Genomic DNA, 21,205 nt, shown 5'->3' with positions numbered 1-21,205 from the left:
GGAGGACAAACGTGTCTAAGCGTCGTGTAGTTGTGACCGGACTTGGCATGTTGTCTCCTGTCGGCAATACCGTAGAGTCCACCTGGAAAGCTCTCCTTGCCGGTCAGAGCGGCATCAGCCTAATCGACCATTTCGATACTAGCGCCTATGCAACGAAATTTGCTGGCTTAGTAAAGGATTTTAACTGTGAAGAGATCATCTCGCGCAAAGAACAGCGCAAGATGGATGCCTTCATTCAATATGGAATTGTCGCTGGCGTTCAGGCCATGCAGGATTCTGGCCTTGTGATTACGGAAGAGAACGCAACCCGTATTGGCGCCGCTATCGGCTCCGGGATTGGCGGTCTTGGCCTGATCGAGGAAAACCATACATCTCTGATGAATGGCGGCCCGCGTAAGATCAGCCCGTTCTTCGTTCCGTCCACGATTGTTAACATGGTGGCGGGTCACCTGACCATCATGTTCGGCCTGCGTGGGCCAAGCATTTCTATCGCGACTGCCTGTACGTCTGGCGTACATAACATCGGCCAGGCCGCGCGCATTATTGCGTACGGCGATGCAGATGCTATGGTTGCGGGCGGTGCTGAAAAAGCCAGTACCCCACTGGGTGTCGGCGGTTTTGGTGCGGCGCGTGCGCTGTCTACCCGCAATGATAACCCGCAGGCGGCGAGCCGTCCGTGGGATAAAGACCGTGACGGCTTCGTGCTGGGCGACGGGGCGGGCATGATCGTACTGGAAGAGTACGAACACGCGAAAAAACGCGGCGCGAAAATTTATGCTGAAATCGTTGGTTTCGGCATGAGCAGCGATGCTTACCACATGACGTCTCCTCCTGAGAACGGCGCGGGTGCTGCGCTGGCGATGGAAAACGCGATTCGTGATGCGGGTATTACCCCAGCACAAATTGGCTACGTGAACGCGCACGGTACTTCTACACCTGCAGGCGATAAAGCTGAAGCTCAGGCGGTTAAGTCTATCTTCGGCGAATCTGCCAGCCGCGTAATGGTGAGCTCCACCAAGTCCATGACCGGTCACCTGTTGGGTGCGGCGGGTGCAGTAGAGTCAATCTACTCCATCCTTGCGCTGCGCGATCAGGCTGTTCCGCCAACCATCAACCTGGATAACCCGGATGAAGGTTGCGATCTGGACTTCGTTCCTCACGAAGCGCGTCAGGTTAGCGGTATGGAGTACACCCTGTGTAACTCCTTCGGCTTCGGCGGCACCAACGGCTCTCTGATCTTCAAAAAGATCTGATCCTGACGTCCCGATAGCATTTAAAAAGGTCCGCTTGCCGGGCCTTTTTTATTAAGCCTAATCTTCTTGTCGGCTGCATGACATCCTGCCAGACTAATTGCCCACGCATAAGGAGCCACCATGTTTTTAATCAATGGCCTTGAGCAGGACACGCTGCCTGCCAGCGACAGGGCGATACAGTTCGGTGATGGTTGCTTTACGACGGCGCGCATTCTGGAAGGTGATATCTGCCTGCTGGAGGCGCACATTCGACGCCTGCAGCATGGCTGTGAAAAGCTCATGATCCCCTTTACGCACTGGGACACGTTGCGACAGGAAATGTGCCAGTTGGCAACCGGGAAGGACAGCGGCGTACTCAAAGTCATCATCAGCCGCGGCAGTGGTGGCCGGGGTTACAGCGCCGCATCGTGTATCAACCCTACGCGTATTCTCTCCGTTTCTGCTTATCCCGCGCATTACACTCGCTGGCGAGAAGACGGCATCACGCTGACGCTGAGCCCAGTACGACTGGGACGAAACCCGATGCTGGCCGGGCTTAAGCATCTCAATCGCCTAGAGCAGGTGCTCATTCGTACTCATCTTGAACAGACGGACGCCGATGAGGCGCTGGTTCTTGACAGCGAAGGGTTCATTACGGAATGCTGTGCGGCTAATTTACTCTGGCGGCAGGGGGAAGAGGTGTTCACTCCGTCGCTGGAACACGCTGGCGTAAATGGGTTAATGCGTCAGTTTTGTCTGCAACAGCTGGCACGCTCTGACTTTCGCGTTGTCGAAGTTAGCGCAGGAGAAGCGGCGCTACAGACCGCCGATGAAGTCATCATCTGCAATGCGCTGATGCCTGTTGTACCCGTCCGTGCGTATGGCCAACAACGCTGGTCTTCGCGCGAGCTGTTTCAGTTTTTAGCCCCGATATGTGAGCAAACCAGATAGTCATGAAAAAAATGTTGCGCTTTGTCCTTATCCTCATCGTCGCGCTGGGCGTCGCCGGCGGAGCAGGCGTATGGAAAGTTCGCCAGCTGGCGAACAGCAAGATCCTGGTTAAAGACGAAACGATCTTTACCCTGAAAGCGGGAACCGGCCGTCAGGCGCTTGGGGAACAGCTCTATGGCGACAAGATTATCAATCGTCCACGCGTATTCCAGTGGCTATTGCGCGTGGAACCTGAGCTGTCACATTTCAAAGCCGGTACCTATCGCTTTACGTCGGGAATGACCGTCAGAGAGATGCTGCAGCTGCTGGAAAGCGGTAAAGAAGCCCAGTTCCCCCTGCGGTTTGTGGAAGGGATGCGCCTGAGTGATTACCTCAAACAGCTGCGTGACGCGCCGTATATCAAACATACGTTAAAAGACGATAGCTATCAGACGGTGGCAGAAGCGCTGAAGCTTGAACATCCGGAATGGGTGGAAGGCTGGTTCTGGCCAGACACCTGGATGTACACGGCAGGCACGACCGATGTGGCTATCCTGAAGCGGGCGCACAAAAAAATGGTTGCCGCCGTAGATGCCGCCTGGGAAGGGCGGATGGAAGGATTGCCTTACAGCGATCCGAACCAGTTCGTGACTATGGCCTCGATCATCGAGAAAGAAACGGCCGTCGCTGCTGAGCGCGATCGGGTGGCGTCAGTATTTATCAACCGTCTGCGCATCGGGATGCGTCTGCAAACCGACCCTACCGTTATCTACGGCATGGGCGAGAGCTACACGGGCAAAATCTCAAGAAAAGATCTGGAGACGCCAACGGCGTATAATACCTACGTGATTAGCGGTTTACCGCCGGGCCCGATTGCCACGCCGAGCGAGGCGTCGCTTAAAGCCGCCGCGCATCCGGCTAAAACACCGTATCTCTATTTTGTGGCTGATGGAAAAGGGGGGCATACCTTTAACACCAACCTTGCCAGCCACAATCGCTCTGTTCAGGACTATCTGAAGGCACTTAAGGAAAAAAATGCGCAGTAAATACATTGTCATTGAGGGACTCGAAGGGGCGGGTAAAACCACCGCCCGCAACGTGGTGGTGGATACGCTCAAAGCGCTTGGCGTGGCGGACATGGTATTTACCCGCGAGCCGGGCGGCACGCAGCTGGCTGAAAAGTTGCGCAGCCTGGTACTGGATATCAAATCCGTCGGCGACGAAGTTATCACTGACAAAGCCGAAGTGCTGATGTTCTACGCGGCGCGCGTTCAGCTGGTTGAGACGGTGATCAAACCCGCGCTGGCCGAGGGCAAGTGGGTGATCGGCGACCGTCACGATCTGTCGACTCAGGCGTATCAGGGCGGAGGACGCGGCATCGACCAGACAATGCTGGCAACGCTACGTAATGCCGTACTGGGTGATTTTCGCCCCGACCTGACGCTCTATCTGGATGTGACCCCGGAAGTGGGTCTCAAACGTGCCCGCGCGCGCGGCGAGCTGGACCGCATTGAACAAGAGTCGTTTGATTTCTTTAACCGCACCCGTGCGCGCTATCTTGAACTGGCCGCACAGGACAGCTCAATTTGTACCATCGATGCGACGCAGTCTCTGGACGACGTTACGCGCGACATTCAGCACACCATTACGCAGTGGGTGCAGGAGCAGCAGGCATGAAATGGTATCCATGGTTGCGCCCACACTTTGAACAGCTGATCGGCAGCTATCAGGCGGGTCGGGGGCATCATGCGTTACTGATTCAGGCGTTGCCAGGAATGGGTGATGATGCGTTGATTTATGCCATCACCCGTTTTCTGATGTGTCAGCAGCCGGAAGGGCACAAGAGCTGTGGTAAATGCCGTGGCTGCCAGCTGATGCAGGCGGGCACGCATCCTGACTACTACACCCTTGAGCCTGAGAAGGGTAAAAGCGCGCTCGGTATCGATGCCGTGCGTGAAGTCAGTGAAAAATTGTATGAACACGCGCGACTGGGCGGCGCTAAAGTGGTCTGGCTTAAAGACGCCACGCTGCTTACCGAGGCGGCGGCTAACGCCCTGCTTAAAACCCTGGAAGAGCCGCCGGTTAAAACGTGGTTTTTCCTCTCATGCCGTGACCCGGGACGATTACTGGCAACGTTGCGCAGCCGTTGTCGTCTTCATCACCTTGCAGTACCTCAGGAATCGTGGGCGCTGAGCTGGCTTGAACGAGAGGTGACAACGTCACCAGAGAGTGCGCTGTCCGCCTTACGCCTGAGCAGCGGCGCGCCCGCGGCGGCGCTGGCACTACTGCAGCCTGACGTATGTTCAGAGCGAGAAACGCTCTGCCGGGCCGTAGACGCGTCGCTGAATAGTCACGACTGGCTAAGTTTACTGCCTGCGCTTAACAGTGATCGGGCCGTTGATCGTCTGCACTGGCTGGCCTCCCTACTGCTGGATGCGCTCAAAATCCAGCAAGGTGCAACGCTTCTGACTAACCCGGACGCGTTGCCGCTGGTGAATACGCTGGCGAACCGCCTCTCAGGGACGGTTCTTCACGCGATGCTCCATGACATCTGCCAGAGCCGTGAACAGCTTTTAACCGTAACGGGTCTTAATCGCGAGCTTTTACTGACCGACCAGTTACTGCGTATCGAACATTACCTGCAACCCGGCGTCACACCGCCTGTTTTCCATCTCTGAGAGAGACATTATGTTTTTAGTCGACTCACACTGCCATCTTGATGGCCTGGATTATCAATCCCTGCATAAAAACGTGGATGACGTGCTGGCAAAAGCCGCTGCCCGCGATGTGAAATTCTGTCTTGCGGTGGCGACGACGCTGCCGGGCTATCGCTCCATGCGTGAGCTGGTGGGCGTTCGCGATAACGTGGTGTTCTCCTGCGGCGTACATCCGTTGAATCAGGACGAGGCCTACGATGTTGAGGATCTGCGCCGACTGGCAGCAGAAGAGGGCGTTGTGGCGATGGGCGAGACCGGGCTGGACTATTTTTACACGCCGGAAACCAAACCGCGCCAGCAGGAGTCCTTCCGCAACCATATTCGCATTGGTCGGGAACTGAATAAGCCGGTTATCGTCCACACCCGCGATGCGCGTGCGGATACCCTGGCTATCCTCCGGGAAGAAAACGTGACGGATTGCGGTGGCGTACTACACTGTTTCACAGAAGACAGAGAAACGGCGGGGAAGCTGCTTGATTTGGGGTTTTATATCTCGTTTTCGGGGATCGTGACGTTCCGTAACGCTGAGCAGCTGCGTGATGCTGCACGTTATGTTCCGCTCGATCGCATTCTGGTGGAGACGGATTCTCCGTACCTGGCACCGGTACCGCATCGCGGTAAAGAGAACCAGCCCGCTATGACGAGAGATGTGGCTGAGTACATGGCCGTACTGAAGGGCGTCAGCATCGATGAGCTGGCCCGCGTGACGACGGAAAACTTCTCCACGCTGTTCCATATCGACCCCGCCCGCCTGCAATCTGTCTGATACACCTGTTTTTTTTAGGCTCGTAATTAATAAGTAAAGCGAGTAAAGTTCACCGCCTCATTTGGGGCGGTGAGTGTGTATTTAGACACATCTGGACATGCTTTTTGTAAATAACTGAAAGTTTTTCGACCGCCTTAAGCTGAAACGTGATAGCCGTCAAACAAACTCAGAGGGAATTATTTTACTCTGTGTAATAAATAAAGGGCGCTTAGATGTCCTGTCCACGGCACGGTACTCCCCCCGGGCCAATGCGTGAAAGCGTAAAAAAAGCACAAATACTCAGGAGCACTCTCAATTATGTTTAAGAATGCATTTGCTAACCTGCAAAAGGTCGGTAAATCGCTGATGCTGCCAGTATCCGTACTGCCTATCGCAGGTATCCTGCTGGGTGTCGGTTCTGCTAACTTCAGCTGGCTGCCAGCCGTAGTGTCCCACGTGATGGCCGAAGCAGGCGGTTCTGTCTTTGCTAACATGCCACTGATCTTCGCGATCGGTGTGGCTCTGGGCTTCACCAATAACGACGGCGTTTCTGCGCTGGCTGCAGTGGTTGCCTACGGCATCATGGTGAAAACCATGGCTGTGGTTGCGCCGCTGGTTCTGCATTTACCGGCAGAAGAGATCGCCGCGAAACACCTGGCGGACACCGGTGTTCTGGGCGGTATCATCTCCGGTGCGATTGCAGCGTATATGTTTAACCGCTTCTATCGCATCAAGCTGCCTGAGTATCTGGGCTTCTTCGCGGGCAAGCGTTTCGTTCCGATCATCTCTGGTCTGGCAGCGATTTTCACTGGCGTGATTCTGTCCTTCATCTGGCCACCAATCGGCTCTGCTATCCAGACCTTCTCTCAGTGGGCTGCTTACCAGAACCCGGTTGTGGCGTTTGGTATCTACGGCTTCATCGAGCGTTGCCTGGTACCATTCGGTCTGCACCACATCTGGAACGTTCCATTCCAGATGCAGATTGGTGAATTCACCAACGCAGCAGGTCAGGTATTCCACGGCGATATCCCACGTTACATGGCGGGCGACCCAACTGCAGGTAAACTGTCTGGTGGCTTCCTGTTCAAAATGTACGGTCTGCCGGCAGCGGCGATTGCTATCTGGCACTCTGCTAAGCCAGAGAACCGTGCAAAAGTGGGCGGTATCATGATCTCCGCAGCGCTGACCTCGTTCCTGACCGGTATCACCGAGCCGATCGAGTTCTCCTTCATGTTCGTTGCGCCGATCCTGTACGTTATCCACGCGATTCTGGCGGGCCTGGCGTTCCCAATCTGTATCCTGCTGGGTATGCGTGACGGTACGTCCTTCTCTCACGGTCTGATCGACTTCATCGTTCTGTCCGGTAACAGCAGCAAACTGTGGCTGTTCCCAATCGTGGGTGCGTGCTATGCCGTTGTTTACTACACCATCTTCCGCGTGCTGATTAAAGCACTGGACCTGAAAACTCCGGGTCGTGAAGATGCGACAGAAGACAGCAAAGCTGGCGCTACCAGCGAAATGGCTCCGGCACTGGTCGCAGCGTTCGGCGGTAAAGAGAACATCACTAACCTGGACGCGTGCATCACTCGTCTGCGTGTGAGCGTTGCCGACGTGGCGAAAGTAGACCAGCCGGGTCTGAAAAAACTGGGCGCAGCGGGCGTAGTTGTTGCAGGTTCTGGTGTACAGGCAATCTTCGGTACCAAATCCGATAACCTGAAAACCGAAATGGATGAGTACATCCGCAGCAACTAAGTTGTGACCTGGGGAGACTAAGGCAGCCGAATGGCTGCCTTTTTTATTTGTGTCTTAAAAAACGCCACTGAGACGCGAGAGCGGTCACTCTTCAGTCAGCTGATGAACATTCAGGAAAGAAATCGAGGGAGGAGGTTGAAAGGACAGGAGAAACTCGCTCATACTCTTGGATTGTGTCACACACCGATCCCGGGAGTGTGTTTACAGCGGACGCATTGCGCCAGATTAAACAAAAAAGGAAAAGGTCATGGCTGAAGAAACGATTTTCAGTAAAATTATCCGCCGCGAAATCCCGTCGGATATCGTCTATCAGGATGAACTGGTGACGGCTTTCCGGGACATTTCCCCTCAGGCCCCGACGCACATCCTTATCATTCCCAATATTCTGATTCCGACTGTAAACGACGTAAAAACCGAGCATGAAGTGGCGTTAGGTCGTATGCTGACGGTGGCTGCCAGAATCGCTGAACAGGAAGGGATTGCAGAAGACGGTTACCGTCTGATCATGAACTGCAACCGTCATGGTGGCCAGGAAGTTTATCATATTCACATGCATCTGCTGGGTGGACGTCCTCTGGGGCCGATGCTGGCACATAAAGGTCTTTGACATGCTGAAAGGGCGTATTGCAGCGCTGGTAATGGCGATGATGATTGTGGGGTGCAGCTCGCGTCCGGCGATCCCCGTGAATGATGAACAGACGCTGGTCATGGAATCCTCCGTGCTTGCCGCGGGCATCACGGCGCAACAGCCTGCGTTGACCATCAGTGAAATCAACTCATCTGCCTCCTCTACGCTCTTTAATGAAAGACATGAACCGGTGACGGTTCACTACCGTTTTTTCTGGTATGACGTAAGAGGTCTTGAAATGCATCCGCTGGAGGCGCCGCGCAGCGTCACCATTCCGGCCAGGTCGTCGGTAACGCTCTATGGCAGCGCCAACTATCTGGGTGCGCATAAGGTGAGACTTTATCTTTATCTCTGAGGGGTGAACCTTGATTAAAAATTTGAGCCGCTATGCGCTCGTGACAGCTTTCGCTCTGTTTCTTGCAGGGTGTGTGACTCGAACTGAACAGCCTGCGCCTGTGGAAGAGGCTAAACCGGGTACTGAACAGCCGACACCGCCAACGCAGCAGCAGCCAACCGTGCCGTCTGTACCGTCTATTCCGGCGCAGCCAGGCCCGATTGAACATCCGGACCAGACGTCACAGCCCACGCCGCGCGTGCGCCATTACGACTGGAACGGGGCGATGCAGCCGATGGTAGGCAAAATGCTGCAGGCGCAGGGCGTGACGGCGGGCAGCGTATTGCTGGTCGACAGCGTGAACAACCGTACCAACGGTTCGCTGAACGCGGGTGAAGCCACGGAAACCCTGCGTAATGCTCTGGCTAACAACGGCAAGTTTACGCTGGTCTCGGCTCAGCAGCTCTCCGTCGCCAAACAGCAGCTGGGCCTGTCGCCGCAGGATAGCCTCGGTACCCGCAGCAAGGCGATCGGCATTGCCCGTAACGTTGGCGCGCAGTATGTGCTGTACTCTAACGCCACCGGTAACGTGAATACCCCAGCCCTGCAGATGCAGCTGATGCTGGTTCAGACAGGCGAAATTATCTGGTCAGGTAAAGGTGCGGTTACGCAACAATGACGGCACGCGTGAAGAGATTCTGACGCGCTATTTTCCTCAGTACCGCCTTATCGCGCCGCAGGCCCATTCCGGGCTTGGCGGCGCGAGTTGCATTATAGAACAGGGCGAACGACGTCTGGTCTTGCGGCAAAATCACGATCCCGACGCGCCTGCCTCCCATTTCCGTCGTCAGTTTCGTGCCCTGAGACGTCTTCCGTCAGATCTCGTGCCTGCCCCTCGTTTTTTCAGACAGGGCTGGATGGCCGTCGACTATCTGGAAGGTGAAGTTAAAAGCGCGCTGCCGGACACGCCGGAGCTTGCGGCGGTGCTGTATCATCTGCACCGGCAGCCACGTCTGGGGTGGCGAACGACGTTATTCCCGCTGCTTGAACATTACTGGCAGCAAGCCCTGCCTGACAGGCGTACTCCAGTGTGGCTGGCACATCTTAAGCGGCTGCGTAAAACGGGCGAGCCGCAGCCGATTCGGCTCACGCCGCTGCATATGGATGTTCATGCCGGGAATATTGTTCATACGCCAGCGGGGATCAGGCTTATCGACTGGGAGTATGCCGGAGATGGCGATGTGGCGCTGGAGCTGGCGGCCGTCTGGACGGAGAGTGAAGCCGCGCGGCAGATGCTCATCAGGGAATACGCCCGGGTGGCACATATTGACCCCGACGCGCTGAGGCGTCAGGTCAGGCGCTGGCGACCCTGGGTCATCATGTTAATGGCTGGCTGGTTTGAAATGCGCTATCGGCAGTCCAGAGACAAACAATTTATTGCGCTGGCGGACGATGCCTGGCGTCAGTTACAAACGAAAGGATAAGAGAGGTGGATGTGGGTCCAGTCATGTTGGATGTAGAAGGGTTTGAGCTGGATGCGGAGGAGCGTGAAATTCTGGCGCATCCGCTGGTGGGTGGCCTGATCCTGTTTACCCGCAACTATCACGATCCGGCGCAGCTGCGTGAGCTGGTGCGTCAGATCCGCGCCGCGTCGCGCAATCATCTGGTGGTGGCCGTCGATCAGGAAGGCGGGCGCGTGCAGCGTTTCCGCGACGGTTTTACCCGCCTGCCCGCAGCCCAGTCTTTTGCCGCGCTGCTCGGCACGGAAGAGGGTGGAAAACTGGCGCAGGAGGCCGGCTGGCTGATGGCCAGCGAAATGATTGCCATGGATATCGACATCAGCTTTGCCCCGGTGCTGGATGTAGGGCATATCAGCGCTGCCATTGGCGAGCGCTCATACCATGAAGACCCGCGTATTGCGCTGGCAATGGCGACCCGGTTCATCGACGGCATGCACGACGCAGGCATGAAAACCACCGGGAAACACTTCCCGGGTCATGGGGCGGTGACGGCGGATTCTCACAAAGAGACCCCGCGCGATCCGCGCCCGGAAGCGGAAATTCGCGCCAAAGATATGTCAGTTTTCCAGTCGCTTATCACCGATAACAAGCTGGATGCCATTATGCCCGCGCATGTGATTTATAGCGACGTCGACCCGCGTCCTGCCAGCGGCTCTCCGCACTGGCTGAAAACCGTTCTGCGCCAGGAGCTGGGCTTCAACGGCGTGATTTTCTCTGACGATTTGTCGATGGAAGGGGCCGCGATCATGGGCAGCTACGCTGAACGCGGTCAGGCATCGCTGGATGCGGGTTGCGATATGATCCTGGTCTGCAATAATCGTAAAGGTGCCGTTAGCGTGCTGGATAACCTGTCGCCGATCAATGCAGAGCGTGTTACACAATTGTATCATAAAGGTTCATTTAGCCGTCAGGAGCTGATGGATTCGGCGCGCTGGAAGACGGTCAACGCCCGGCTTGAAGACCTGAATGAGCGCTGGCAGGCACATAAAGCCAGCCTGTAAACCCTCCCGGAAGGCGTAGCGTGGTGAGAAGACGATGATCATCTATTTACACGGTTTTGACTCAAACAGTCCTGGTAATCATGAGAAGGTGCTGCAGCTGCAGTTTATCGATCCGGATGTACGGTTGATCAGCTACAGCACGCGCCATCCGAAGCATGATATGCAGCATCTGCTCAAAGAGGTGGACAAGATGTTGCAGCTCAACGTCGACGATCGCCCGTTGATTTGCGGCGTAGGGCTGGGCGGCTACTGGGCGGAGCGGATTGGCTTCCTGTGCGACATTCGCCAGGTGGTGTTCAATCCTAACCTGTTCCCGAACGAGAACATGGAAGGCAAAATTGACCGTCCGGAAGAGTATGTCGATATTGCGACCAAGTGCGTGAGCAACTTCCGTGAGAAAAACCGCGACCGCTGCCTGGTGATCCTTTCCCGTAATGATGAAGCGCTCAACAGCCATCGGGCAGCAGAGCTCCTGCATCATTACTATGAGATCGTCTGGGACGAAGAACAGACCCACAAGTTCAAAAACATCTCTCCGCATCTGCAGCGTATTAAAGCGTTTAAAACGCTGGGTTAATCAATTACCCGCATGCATCAAAGCCCGGCCGCGAAAGCGTACCGGGCTTTCTTTTTGACCAGAATTGTCTACTTTTAAGCCATCAAAACTTGATGCATATCAATTTTGGTATGACCAATGCGCCTGACGTGGTATTCTCAATGCACCTGAATGGTTTCAGTGCTGTAACCTGTTGTTAATTAAGGGTTATTTTTATAACTTTTAATTAACAATTGGTTAATAATTTGAGGGGGTCACGTTGACTACGCCATTGAAAAAGATAGTGATTGTAGGCGGTGGTGCTGGCGGGCTGGAGCTGGCTACACAGCTGGGCAAGAAGCTGGGTCGCGGTAAAAAAGCCAAAATTACGCTGGTGGATCGTAACCACAGCCACCTGTGGAAACCGCTGCTGCACGAAGTGGCGACAGGTTCTCTGGATGAGGGCGTGGACGCGCTCAGCTATCTGGCGCACGCGCGCAACCATCATTTCCAGTTCCAGCTGGGCTCGGTGGTGGACATCAACCGTGAAAGCAAAACCATCACCCTGGCAGAGCTGCGCGATGAAAAAGGGGAGCTGCTGGTTCCCGAGCGTAAACTGGCGTACGACACGCTGGTCATGGCGCTGGGCAGTACCTCCAACGACTTCAACACGCCGGGCGTGAAAGAGCACTGCATCTTCCTCGATAACCCGCACCAGGCGCGTCGTTTCCATCAGGAAATGCTGAACCTGTTCCTGAAGTACACCAGCAATATGGGTGCGAACGGTAAGGTGAATATCGCTATTGTCGGCGGCGGCGCGACGGGCGTTGAGCTGTCAGCGGAGCTGCACAATGCGGTGAAGCAGCTGCACAGCTACGGCTACAAAGGGCTAACTAACGAAGCGCTGAACGTGACGCTGGTTGAAGCCGGTGAACGGATCCTGCCTGCGCTGCCTCCGCGTATTTCCGGTGCGGCGCACAATGAGCTCACCAAGCTGGGCGTGCGGGTGCTGACGCAGACCATGGTGACCAGCGCCGACGAAGGCGGCCTGCATACCAAAGACGGTGAGTATATCAAAGCGGATCTGATGGTCTGGGCGGCAGGTATCAAAGCGCCTGACTTTATGAAAGAGATCGGCGGTCTGGAAACCAACCGCATTAACCAGCTGGTAACCGAGCCAACGCTGCAAACCACGCGCGATCCTGAAATCTTTGCCATCGGTGACTGCGCCTCCTGCGCGCGTCCTGAAGGTGGATTCGTGCCGCCGCGCGCGCAGGCCGCTCACCAGATGGCAAGCCTGGTGCTGCACAACATTCTGGCGCAGTACAAAGGCAAGCCAATGAAAGCCTATGTCTACAAAGACCACGGTTCACTGGTGTCGCTGTCAAACTTCTCTACCGTCGGCAGCCTGATGGGCAACCTGATGCGCGGCTCAATGATGGTAGAGGGGCGCATTGCCCGCTTCGTGTATATCTCCCTGTACCGCATGCATCAGATTGCGCTGCACGGCTACTTCAAAACCGGGCTGATGATGCTGGTGGGCAGAATCAACCGCGTGATCCGTCCGCGTCTGAAGCTGCACTAATCTTTCACTCCCTCCGGGCCCTCCGGAGGGAGTTTTTAGCATTTCATGCTGTAGATCACAGTTTGACTGCTTAAGAGTTCTCCTAAATACAATATATCTCCTCTCCACGCCCCCTTTTTTGATCCTTTATCTTATTGGCGAAGCCGTGCCGCCATTGCAAAATTGTTACCAATAGCAACAAAGGAGGAAGTCCCGTGAATAAATCAATGTTGGCGGGTATAGGGATTGGCGTCGCGGCTGCGTTAGGTGTGGCTGCCGTTGCCAGTCTCAACGTATTAGATCGCGGCCCGCAGTATGCACAGGTGGTTTCTGCTACACCGATTAAAGAAACCGTAAAAACGCCTCGTCAGGAGTGCCGTAACGTCTCCGTGACGCACCGTCGTCCGGTGCAGGATGAAAACCGCATTGCCGGTTCTGTTCTGGGGGCAGTAGCGGGTGGCGTTATTGGTCACCAGTTTGGCGGCGGCCGGGGTAAAGACGTGGCGACCGTGGTCGGCGCGCTGGGTGGCGGCTATGCCGGTAACCAGGTGCAGGGCGCGATGCAGGATAATGATACCTACACCACGACTCAGCAACGCTGCAAAACCGTCTATGACAAGTCGGAAAAAATGCTGGGCTATGACGTGACGTACAAAATTGGCGATCAGCAGGGCAAAATCCGCATGGATAAAGACCCGGGCACGCAAATTCCACTGGATGGAAACGGCCAGCTGGTTCTGAATAACAAAGTGTAAAAAAGATGTTCTCTGAATTTAGCTCCTCATGCGCTCAGGCTGAGGAGCTTTTTTTTTGCTTCAGATTTTCAGTAGCTCAGGCCACAGCCGCAGCGTGGTTTCGCTAATATGCTGCAGTTTTTCCAGCGTGGCCCCTTCGCGGGCGCTGATCGACATCCCCTGCAAAATACAGCTCAGGTATTGCGCCAGCAGCTGAGGGTTGCATTGCGCGGGGATTTCACCGCGCTGCTGGCGCTGAGCCAGAAATGCGCTGAGGGTCTCCTCCTGCATGGCATGCCGTGATTTCACCGTATTGGCAATCTCTTTAGAGGACGCCGCCAGGGTGGCAGAGGTGTTAATCATAAAGCAGCCCGCAGGCGTCTCTTTACTGGTAAAGCAGGTCGCGACGGCGGTGAAATAGTCCCGGAGCGCCTGTTCAACGCTTTTCTCTTCGCAGAACAGCTGGGCTTCGTGTTTCGCCGCAAAGCGCGAAATGTATCTGTCCAGCACCGCCCTGAACAGCCCCTCTTTATTGGTAAATTCGGCATACAGCGTCGGCGCTTTGGCTCCGGTAGCTTCTACCAGATCGGAAAGCGAGGTTGCTTCATACCCATGTTGCCAGAAGAGAGTCATGGCCTTATCAAGCGCTGCATCCCTGTCAAACACTTTTGGTCGGCCACGGCTTTTCTTCGCACAACTCGTGACATCGGTTGTCATTTGCCGTTGGTCCTCTGTTGGTTTGGTGAATGACCATTATAAAAATAAACGCAACCCACCACCAGTGCAGAATGCTTAAAAATAAATTAATCATATATGTATGAAAAATAACAATTTTAAAATTAAGTTAACGATCGTTATAAAATTATGTTGACGCGTGACCTGGATCACATTTATGATTTACCTATCGATCGTTAACTAAATGATTAACGACCTCCAAATTCATCTGCTAAAGGTAAATATCATGAAAAACGTAAAAACTCTCATCGCTGCCGCTGTCCTGAGTTCACTCTCTTTCGCAAGCTTTGCTGCTGTACAGGTACAATCCACCCCTGCTGACCAGCATAAAGTCGGGACAATCTCTGCGTCTGCAGGTACTAACCTGGGTTCCCTGGAAGATCAGCTGGCGCAAAAAGCGCAAGAGATGGGGGCAAAATCTTACCGCATCACCTCAGTGACCGGTCCTAACACCCTGCACGGCACTGCTGTCATCTACAAATAAGCCGTGCATGAACCCTCATTTATGCCACTGCAATAAAAAACGCCCTGCTGAGCAGGGCGTTTTTTTATTTCTGATTTACATCGACTGCGGGACGACACCGTGATGCCGGGTGACATCGGTCGGCATGCCTGACCGGGCTTCCATCGCACGCTCCATCACCACGCTGTTGGTATTCGCATTCGTTTTGAAGCTTACCATCGCGGCATTCAGGTTGATGGGCAGCGTCTGCGGATCGTCGCCGATATTTTTCGATAACGGCTGATGGATCTCAACCAGCCGCACGCCGCCGGGCTCCTCTGAAACTTTAATCGGCGTATTGATAATATTCACTTTGGTTCCCGGCGTAACGACGTTAAACAGCGTTTTGATATCGTCATCGCGCAGACGAATACAGCCGGAGCTGACGCGCATGCCGATGCCAAAGTCCGCATTCGTTCCGTGCAGCAGGTAGACGCCGCCGTATGCCGCGAGGCGTATCGCGTGGTGCCCCATCGGGTTATCCGGACCAGCCGGCACCACGGCAGGAAGATCGATCCCCTGGGCCTTATAGCGGGCACGAATGTTCGCCGTTGGGGTCCAGGTTGGATTCGCGCGTTTATCCGAGACGGTGGTGACCATCGTCGGCGTCAGCGTGTCGCCGCCCAGCTGACCAATACCGATAGGGTAGACGGTGACTTCATTTTTACCCGGCGGGTAATAGTACAGGCGCAGCTCGGCGAGGTTTATCACCATCCCCTCGCGCGGGGCGTCCGGCAGGATGGTCTGTAACGGGATGGTCAGTACGCTGCCCGCGCGCGGGACGTACGGATCGACGCCGGGGTTGGCCTGCAGCAGGGCCAGAAAACCGACGTTATATTTTTTGGCAATCGCTTCCAGTGAACCACCATTATTTTCAACCACATGAAAGCGGTTTTCCCCCACCACCTTGCTGCCGGGAGGGGGAAGGGGCCAGGTATTTGCCCGGGCGGGAAGCGCAACCGCGACGGTGGCTGCCAGCGCAAACAGAGTCATCCAGCGAGTAAAACGCGAAGAGGTCATCATCACCATAATCCATGTAAATGATAAGGTTATTGTTTTATAAGACTTTAAACATAATTATGGCGAATGGGTATGTCGGGAAGATCGGGTGAAGTGCAAAGAGTTTGTAAATTGTCCCCTCGTAGCGCCGGGCTGACAGGGGGAAGGGATCCCCATAAAATAATCCCTGAACGGACGACCCCCTCTCCCTTGAGGGAGAGGGTTGGGGTGAGGGGGAACATACGGCTCTGGTGGTCATTCCGTTCACTTCATGTTCCTTGCTACTCTTTAACGACATAACCGGTGAACGTGCCAGGGTGGCTCAGTCGCCACCACCCTGGCGATCCGGGCTCCCGGTGGTAAATCGCCGCTTCGCGATGCCCTCGGCTTATTCCTTCCGGCTTATCGGGGACGGGCGGAGGCAACGTCCATGTAAAGCCCGCCCTCTCGGCGCATCCCTGCGCTTCGCCCCGGCCTGCAAGGAAACGCCTCAGCGAAACTCCTCAGCTAACAGGGGGAAGGGAGGTTATGCGATCGCGTTCTCTTCCAGCTGGCGCATAAAGTTACGCACCCAGTCCATACGGGTTTTGCGCTCCGTCAGCTCCTGGGTAAATTTCAGACGGGTTGGACCATCCAGACGGAAATGCTGCGGCTGTTTTTGCAGCAGGCCGATTAGCCACATCGGGTTGACGTGATTCTTCTCGGCGAATTCAATCACGCCGCCTTTTTCATTGCCTTCAAGCTTGCGGATCCCCAACTTTTGCGCCTGCTGGCGCAGCCTCGCGATATCCAGCAAATTTCTCGCCGGATCGGGCAGCAGACCAAAGCGGTCAATCAGCTCCACCTTGATCTCTTCCAGCTCGTTCTCCTTCTTCGCGCTGGCGATGCGCTTGTAGAACGACAGTCGGGTATTCACGTCCGGAATAAAATCGTCCGGCAGCAGGGAAGGCATACGCAGCTCGACCTCGGTCTGCTGGCTGGTGAGATCTTCCAGCGACGGCTCGCGTCCGGCCTTCAGGGCATCAACCGCGTTTTCCAGCAGCTCCATATAGAGCGAGAAGCCGATGGTTTCCATGGAGCCGCTCTGGTCTTCACCCAGCAGCTCGCCGGCACCGCGGATCTCGAGATCGTGCGTCGCCAGCGCAAAGCCAGCGCCCAGGTCTTCCAGCGAGGCGATGGCTTCCAGACGCTTTTGCGCGTCGGTGGTCATCGCTTTCGGATGCGGCGTCAGCAGCCAGGCGTAGGCCTGATGGTGCGAACGCCCGACGCGGCCGCGCAGCTGGTGAAGCTGCGCCAGACCAAAGTGATCCGCACGCTCAATGATGATGGTGTTTGCCGTCGGAATGTCGATCCCGGTCTCAATGATGGTGGTGCACACCAGCACGTTAAAGCGCTGGTGGTGGAAGTCGTTCATTACCCGTTCCAGCTCGCGCTCGCGCATCTGCCCGTGACCGATAGCTATGCGCGCTTCCGGCACCAGCTCCGCCAGCCTGTCCGCGGCTTTCTGGATGTTTTCCACGTCATTGTAGAGGTAGTAGACCTGACCTCCACGCAGCACTTCACGCAGAATGGCCTCCCGCACCACCAGATTATCGTACTCGCGAACAAAGGTTTTCACCGCCAGACGGCGCGCCGGCGGCGTGGCAATAATCGACAGATCGCGCATGCCGCTCATCGCCATGTTGAGGGTTCGCGGGATCGGCGTCGCGGTCAGGGTCAGGATATCGACGTCGGCGCGCATCGCTTTGATTCGCTCTTTATGACGCACCCCGAAGCGGTGCTCTTCGTCGACGATCAGCAGCCCCAGATCTTTCCACTTCACGTCGCTTTGCAGCAGCTTGTGGGTGCCGATCAGAATATCGATTTTGCCTTCGCTGGCCTGCTCCAGGATCTGCGTCTGCTCTTTAGTACTGCGAAAACGCGAGAGCATCTCGATACGTACCGGCCAGTTGGCGAAACGGTCGCGGAAGTTGTCGAAGTGCTGCTGAGCGAGCAGGGTGGTCGGCACCAGCACCGCCACCTGCTTGTTGTTTTCGACCGCAAGGAAGGCTGCGCGCATCGCCACTTCGGTTTTACCGAAGCCGACGTCGCCGCAGACTAAGCGGTCCATGGCCAGCGGCTGGCACATGTCGCTCAGCACGGCGTTGATGGCCTGGGCCTGATCCGGCGTGGTTTCAAACGGGAAGCTGTCGCAGAACAGCTGGTACTGTTCTTTATCATGCTTAAAGGCGAAGCCCTGTTTGGCCGCGCGCTGGGCGTAGATATCCAGCAGCTCGGCCGCCACGTCGCGCACTTTTTCCGCCGCCTTCTGGCGCGCGCGCGCCCAGGCATCGCCGCCCAGCTTGTGCAGCGGCGCATTCTCTTCGGCGCCGCCCGCGTAGCGGCTGATCAGATGCAGGGAAGAGACCGGGACATACAGTTTGGCGTCGTTGGCGTAGGTGAGCATCAGGTATTCACCTTTGATGCCGCCCGCTTCCAGCGTGGTCATCCCCTGATAGCGCCCAACGCCGTGCTCCAGGTGAACAATCGGCTGGCCCGGATGCAGCTCGGCCAGGTTACGGATCAGCGTGTCCGGGTTGATGGTCCGACGGCTGTCCTGACGGCGGCGCGCGACGCGCTCGCCCAGCAGGTCGCTTTCGCAAATCAGCGCCAGGTTGTTGAGCGTGTCGATGAACCCGTGCTCGGCGGCGCCAATCATCAGGTAACGACCGTTTCCGGTCGCTTCGCTCAGACGCAGGATGCGCTTCGGCGCCACCTTAATGCGTCCCAGCAGCTCACCTAACGCTTCGCGGCGGCCTTCACTCTCAACGGAGAACACCACCGGGCCGGTGAATGACTCCAGGAACTTGCGCAGATTATCCAGCGGGGATTTCTGCTGCGCCTGAACGGCCAGGTCCGGCAGCGTCCGGAAGGCGAGGTTGGTATTGGCGGCCTTATCTGCAAGCGAATCGGTTTTCAGCTGCATGCGCGGCCAGCGCTTCAGCTCGGCGTTCAGCTCGTCGGTGCGCAGCCACAGCGCTTCCGGTGGCAGCAGCGGACGCATCGGGTCAACGCCACGGTTTTCAAAGCGGGCGCGGGTTTCGCTTTCAAAGCGGCTGGCGCTGGCGTCGATATCCCCGGTGTTGACAATCAGCGTGTTCGCCGGGAAGTAGCTGAACAGGGCAGGCAGCGGCTCGTTGAAGAACAGCGGCTGCCAGTATTCGATCCCGGCTGGAAGCGTGCCTTTACTGACCTGCTGATAAATATGTTCCGCGTCGCGCTTCACCTCGAACTTATCGCGCCACTGGCTGCGGAACAGCTCGATAGCGGTTTTGTCCGTGGGGAACTCATGCGCGGGCAGTAAATTGATCGACTCTACTTCCTCAAGCGTGCGCTGCGTGTCGGCGTCGAATACGCGCAGGCTGTCGATTTCATCATCAAAGAAATCCAGACGATACGGCTGGTCGCTGCCCATCGGATAAAGGTCAAGCAGCGCGCCGCGGGTCGCGTATTCCCCGTGCTCCATCACCTGGTCGACGTGGCGATAGCCGGCACCGTCAAGCTGCGCGCGCAGGGCATCACGGGAGAGGCGCTGGCCTTTTTTCATCACCAGCGCGTGACCGTGCAGATAGCTGTGCGGACAGACGCGCTGCATCAGGGTGTTCACCGGCACAATCAGCACGCCGCGCTGCATGGTCGGCAGCTGATAGAGCGTCGACAGGCGCGAGGAGATGATCTCCTGATGCGGAGAGAAGCTGTCATACGGCAGCGTCTCCCAGTCGGCCAGGCTGAATACCAGGCTATCGGTGAACTGGCGAATTTCGTCGTGCAGGCGCAGGGCGTTTTGCATATCCGGGGCAACCAGAATCACCGGGCCTGGGTGACGCTCGGCGATTTCCGCCACCAGCGTGGCGCACGCCGCGCCCGTGAGTTCACCCAGCTGGCGCTGGTCGCCCGCTTTGACAGGCAAGGAATAACGATAGTGTTCAGGCATAGCTATGTCAGAGTCTCTTATGGATATACCAACAGTATTGGGGCATATCACTGATACGCAATGTCTTTATTATCCTCGATCGTTTTACATAAGCAAATCGTAACCGCACGGCGGGGCTAAACGCCCCCGAAACGGGGGCGGAGAGGGCATTAACGCGTTGAAGGTGACAGGGTTAGCGTAGACGGAGGAGAGAAGAAAACGTCCCCAAACAGCGCGGTGGAGATTTTACGCACTCCGAGCCCGGCAAGGGTACAGATAAGCAGGCTGGCAAACGGGTAGACCAGCACCAGGGTGAGCTCTGCCCAGACCGGCCACGAGGCGGCATTCATTTCGCCAATCAGGAACAGGCTAAAGGCCTCAATCAGGATGCGGTGGGTGGTATAAATCGCAATGGTATTGGAGCCAATCACGTTCAGCAGATTGTTCGGGTTAACGGCGTAGCGCTGCTCAAGGCTGTAGAACAGCTTCATGATCAACACAATCGACAGCAATGAGAGGAGCAGCGGAACGTTAGCAAACCACAGCACCACGGAGACGGCGGCGAAAGCGCCGGTTGCCAGCCAGATGCGGCGCAGGTTGACGCTTTTCATCCACGTCATCAGCGCTGCGCCATACCACGCCCCGAGGCTGTAGTAGATCATGTTGCGGACCACGCTGTTCATTCCCCACCACGGCAGCGGCAGGAAGTTAATCGCGATGCTCGCCAGCGCCAGCAGTCCAAGAACCGGCAGCTTCCAGCGGCTCAGCAGTTTACACAGCGTGAAGTAGACCACCAGGGCATACAGATACCACAGGCTGGTGCTGGCGGTGAGCATACCCCGTACAAATCCTGAGAGCGAGTCGGCGTAGGCCGCGTTCGACGCGGTGGCAAGCTCACGCTCGGGCGCCAGCCAGGCGTTCAGGTGGGTCAACGCCTGCCATTGCAGAACGCCCCACAGCGCCAGGACCCAGACAATGCTCCAGATCCGTTTATCGAGACTGGTTCGCCAGTCCACTTCGTCAATATAACGACGGATCAGATAGCCGGAGATAAAGAAGAAGACCGGCATACGAAACGGTGCGAGATAGAGGTTAAAATAGACCCAGCATTTGGCGAGAAGGCCGGAGAGCGGGTGCTGCAGCCCGATCAGATGCGGATAAAACGTGATAACCGAATGATAGATAACCACCAGGCAGATACACAGCCCTTTTATCTGGTTAATCCATAATGCTTTTTGCTTCATTGTTCGCCACTACCTTATTGCCATAAACGAACGAGCAATTGTTGTAAAACGAAGCCGGGATGTAATGGGTAACAGTCTGTA

20 protein-coding genes are annotated in these 21,205 nt (G+C 56.1%); 16 read left to right on the top strand and 4 right to left on the bottom strand.

From position 1 onward, the window contains the following. Positions 1-11 precede the first annotated feature (11 nt). The 15 genes from fabF to HCH49_RS08050 all read left to right on the top strand — a co-directional run bounded on the left by fabF (position 12) and on the right by HCH49_RS08050 (position 13,713). Positions 12-1,253 carry a beta-ketoacyl-ACP synthase II gene (gene fabF, locus HCH49_RS08120; RefSeq protein ID WP_024909028.1) on the top strand — a complete coding sequence of 414 codons (1,242 nt, stop codon included), beginning with the start codon at positions 12-14 and terminating at the stop codon, positions 1,251-1,253. Between the two features lie 120 nt (positions 1,254-1,373). After that, positions 1,374-2,183 (top strand): aminodeoxychorismate lyase, encoded by an 810-nt coding sequence (pabC, locus tag HCH49_RS08115; RefSeq protein ID WP_221702505.1) that lies wholly within the window; start codon positions 1,374-1,376, stop codon positions 2,181-2,183. Between the two features lie 2 nt (positions 2,184-2,185). Beyond that, positions 2,186-3,208: a cell division protein YceG gene (yceG, locus tag HCH49_RS08110; protein WP_033145216.1), complete on the top strand. Its 1,023-nt coding sequence runs from the start codon at positions 2,186-2,188 to the stop codon at positions 3,206-3,208. Beyond that, complete coding sequence (gene tmk / locus HCH49_RS08105) at positions 3,198-3,839, top strand: dTMP kinase (RefSeq protein ID WP_023311155.1); 642 nt, start codon at positions 3,198-3,200, stop codon at positions 3,837-3,839. The genes yceG and tmk overlap by 11 nt, the downstream gene beginning before the upstream one ends. After that, positions 3,836-4,840, top strand: coding sequence for a DNA polymerase III subunit delta' (gene holB, locus HCH49_RS08100; RefSeq protein ID WP_221702504.1), 1,005 nt, complete (start codon positions 3,836-3,838; stop codon positions 4,838-4,840). Before tmk ends, holB begins: the two co-directional genes overlap by 4 nt. Positions 4,841-4,850: 10 nt before the next feature. After that, a complete protein-coding gene (locus tag HCH49_RS08095; RefSeq protein WP_029739870.1) occupies positions 4,851-5,645 on the top strand; it encodes a metal-dependent hydrolase in 795 nt (264 codons plus the stop codon). A gap of 297 nt (positions 5,646-5,942) precedes the next feature. Then, on the top strand, positions 5,943-7,376 hold the full coding sequence (ptsG, locus tag HCH49_RS08090) for a PTS glucose transporter subunit IIBC (RefSeq protein WP_023311158.1): 1,434 nt from the start codon (positions 5,943-5,945) through the stop codon (positions 7,374-7,376). Positions 7,377-7,623: 247 nt separating this feature from the next. After that, complete coding sequence (gene hinT, locus HCH49_RS08085; protein WP_033145218.1) at positions 7,624-7,983, top strand: purine nucleoside phosphoramidase; 360 nt, start codon at positions 7,624-7,626, stop codon at positions 7,981-7,983. A 1-nt stretch (position 7,984) separates the two neighbouring features. After that, the gene (locus HCH49_RS08080) at positions 7,985-8,359 is read left to right on the top strand and encodes a YcfL family protein (RefSeq protein WP_023311159.1); all 375 of its coding nucleotides are present in this window, start codon (positions 7,985-7,987) and stop codon (positions 8,357-8,359) included. Between the two features lie 13 nt (positions 8,360-8,372). After that, positions 8,373-9,017, top strand: coding sequence for a penicillin-binding protein activator LpoB (lpoB, locus tag HCH49_RS08075; protein WP_221702895.1), 645 nt, complete (start codon positions 8,373-8,375; stop codon positions 9,015-9,017). Beyond that, complete coding sequence (gene thiK / locus HCH49_RS08070) at positions 8,998-9,822, top strand: thiamine kinase (RefSeq protein ID WP_221702503.1); 825 nt, start codon at positions 8,998-9,000, stop codon at positions 9,820-9,822. The genes lpoB and thiK overlap by 20 nt, the downstream gene beginning before the upstream one ends. Positions 9,823-9,833: 11 nt before the next feature. Continuing rightward, positions 9,834-10,859 carry a beta-N-acetylhexosaminidase gene (gene nagZ / locus HCH49_RS08065; protein ID WP_023311162.1) on the top strand — a complete coding sequence of 342 codons (1,026 nt, stop codon included), beginning with the start codon at positions 9,834-9,836 and terminating at the stop codon, positions 10,857-10,859. 34 nt (positions 10,860-10,893) lie between these two features. Next, complete coding sequence (gene ycfP / locus HCH49_RS08060; RefSeq protein WP_008500781.1) at positions 10,894-11,436, top strand: alpha/beta hydrolase YcfP; 543 nt, start codon at positions 10,894-10,896, stop codon at positions 11,434-11,436. Positions 11,437-11,674: 238 nt separating this feature from the next. After that, the gene (locus tag HCH49_RS08055; RefSeq protein ID WP_023335290.1) at positions 11,675-12,979 is read left to right on the top strand and encodes an NAD(P)/FAD-dependent oxidoreductase; all 1,305 of its coding nucleotides are present in this window, start codon (positions 11,675-11,677) and stop codon (positions 12,977-12,979) included. A gap of 194 nt (positions 12,980-13,173) precedes the next feature. Beyond that, positions 13,174-13,713 (top strand): glycine zipper 2TM domain-containing protein, encoded by a 540-nt coding sequence (locus HCH49_RS08050; protein ID WP_008500779.1) that lies wholly within the window; start codon positions 13,174-13,176, stop codon positions 13,711-13,713. Positions 13,714-13,773: 60 nt separating this feature from the next. Here the strand turns inward: HCH49_RS08050 and HCH49_RS08045 are convergent, their stop codons facing one another. Next, positions 13,774-14,409, bottom strand: coding sequence for a TetR/AcrR family transcriptional regulator (locus HCH49_RS08045; protein WP_029739866.1), 636 nt, complete (start codon positions 14,407-14,409; stop codon positions 13,774-13,776). Positions 14,410-14,653: 244 nt separating this feature from the next. On the opposite strand from HCH49_RS08045, the gene bhsA reads away from it, so the two are divergent. Further along, a complete protein-coding gene (gene bhsA, locus HCH49_RS08040; protein ID WP_023616599.1) occupies positions 14,654-14,911 on the top strand; it encodes a multiple stress resistance protein BhsA in 258 nt (85 codons plus the stop codon). Positions 14,912-14,986: 75 nt separating this feature from the next. Here bhsA and HCH49_RS08035 read toward each other — a convergent pair whose 3' ends face one another. The 3 genes from HCH49_RS08035 to HCH49_RS08025 form a co-directional block, all read right to left on the bottom strand. Beyond that, complete coding sequence (locus tag HCH49_RS08035; RefSeq protein ID WP_221702502.1) at positions 14,987-15,952, bottom strand: L,D-transpeptidase family protein; 966 nt, start codon at positions 15,950-15,952, stop codon at positions 14,987-14,989. A 502-nt stretch (positions 15,953-16,454) separates the two neighbouring features. After that, entirely contained in the window at positions 16,455-19,901 is a 3,447-nt protein-coding gene (gene mfd / locus HCH49_RS08030; protein WP_023311167.1) for a transcription-repair coupling factor, read from the bottom strand. 149 nt (positions 19,902-20,050) lie between these two features. Further along, positions 20,051-21,124 carry an acyltransferase family protein gene (locus tag HCH49_RS08025; protein WP_033145222.1) on the bottom strand — a complete coding sequence of 358 codons (1,074 nt, stop codon included), beginning with the start codon at positions 21,122-21,124 and terminating at the stop codon, positions 20,051-20,053. Positions 21,125-21,205 lie beyond the last annotated feature (81 nt).

This window comes from Enterobacter sp. Y17 (genome assembly GCF_019730495.1).
GTDB classification, from domain to species: domain Bacteria; phylum Pseudomonadota; class Gammaproteobacteria; order Enterobacterales; family Enterobacteriaceae; genus Enterobacter; species Enterobacter asburiae_B.
This window is presented reverse-complemented; position numbering and strand designations above follow the sequence as displayed.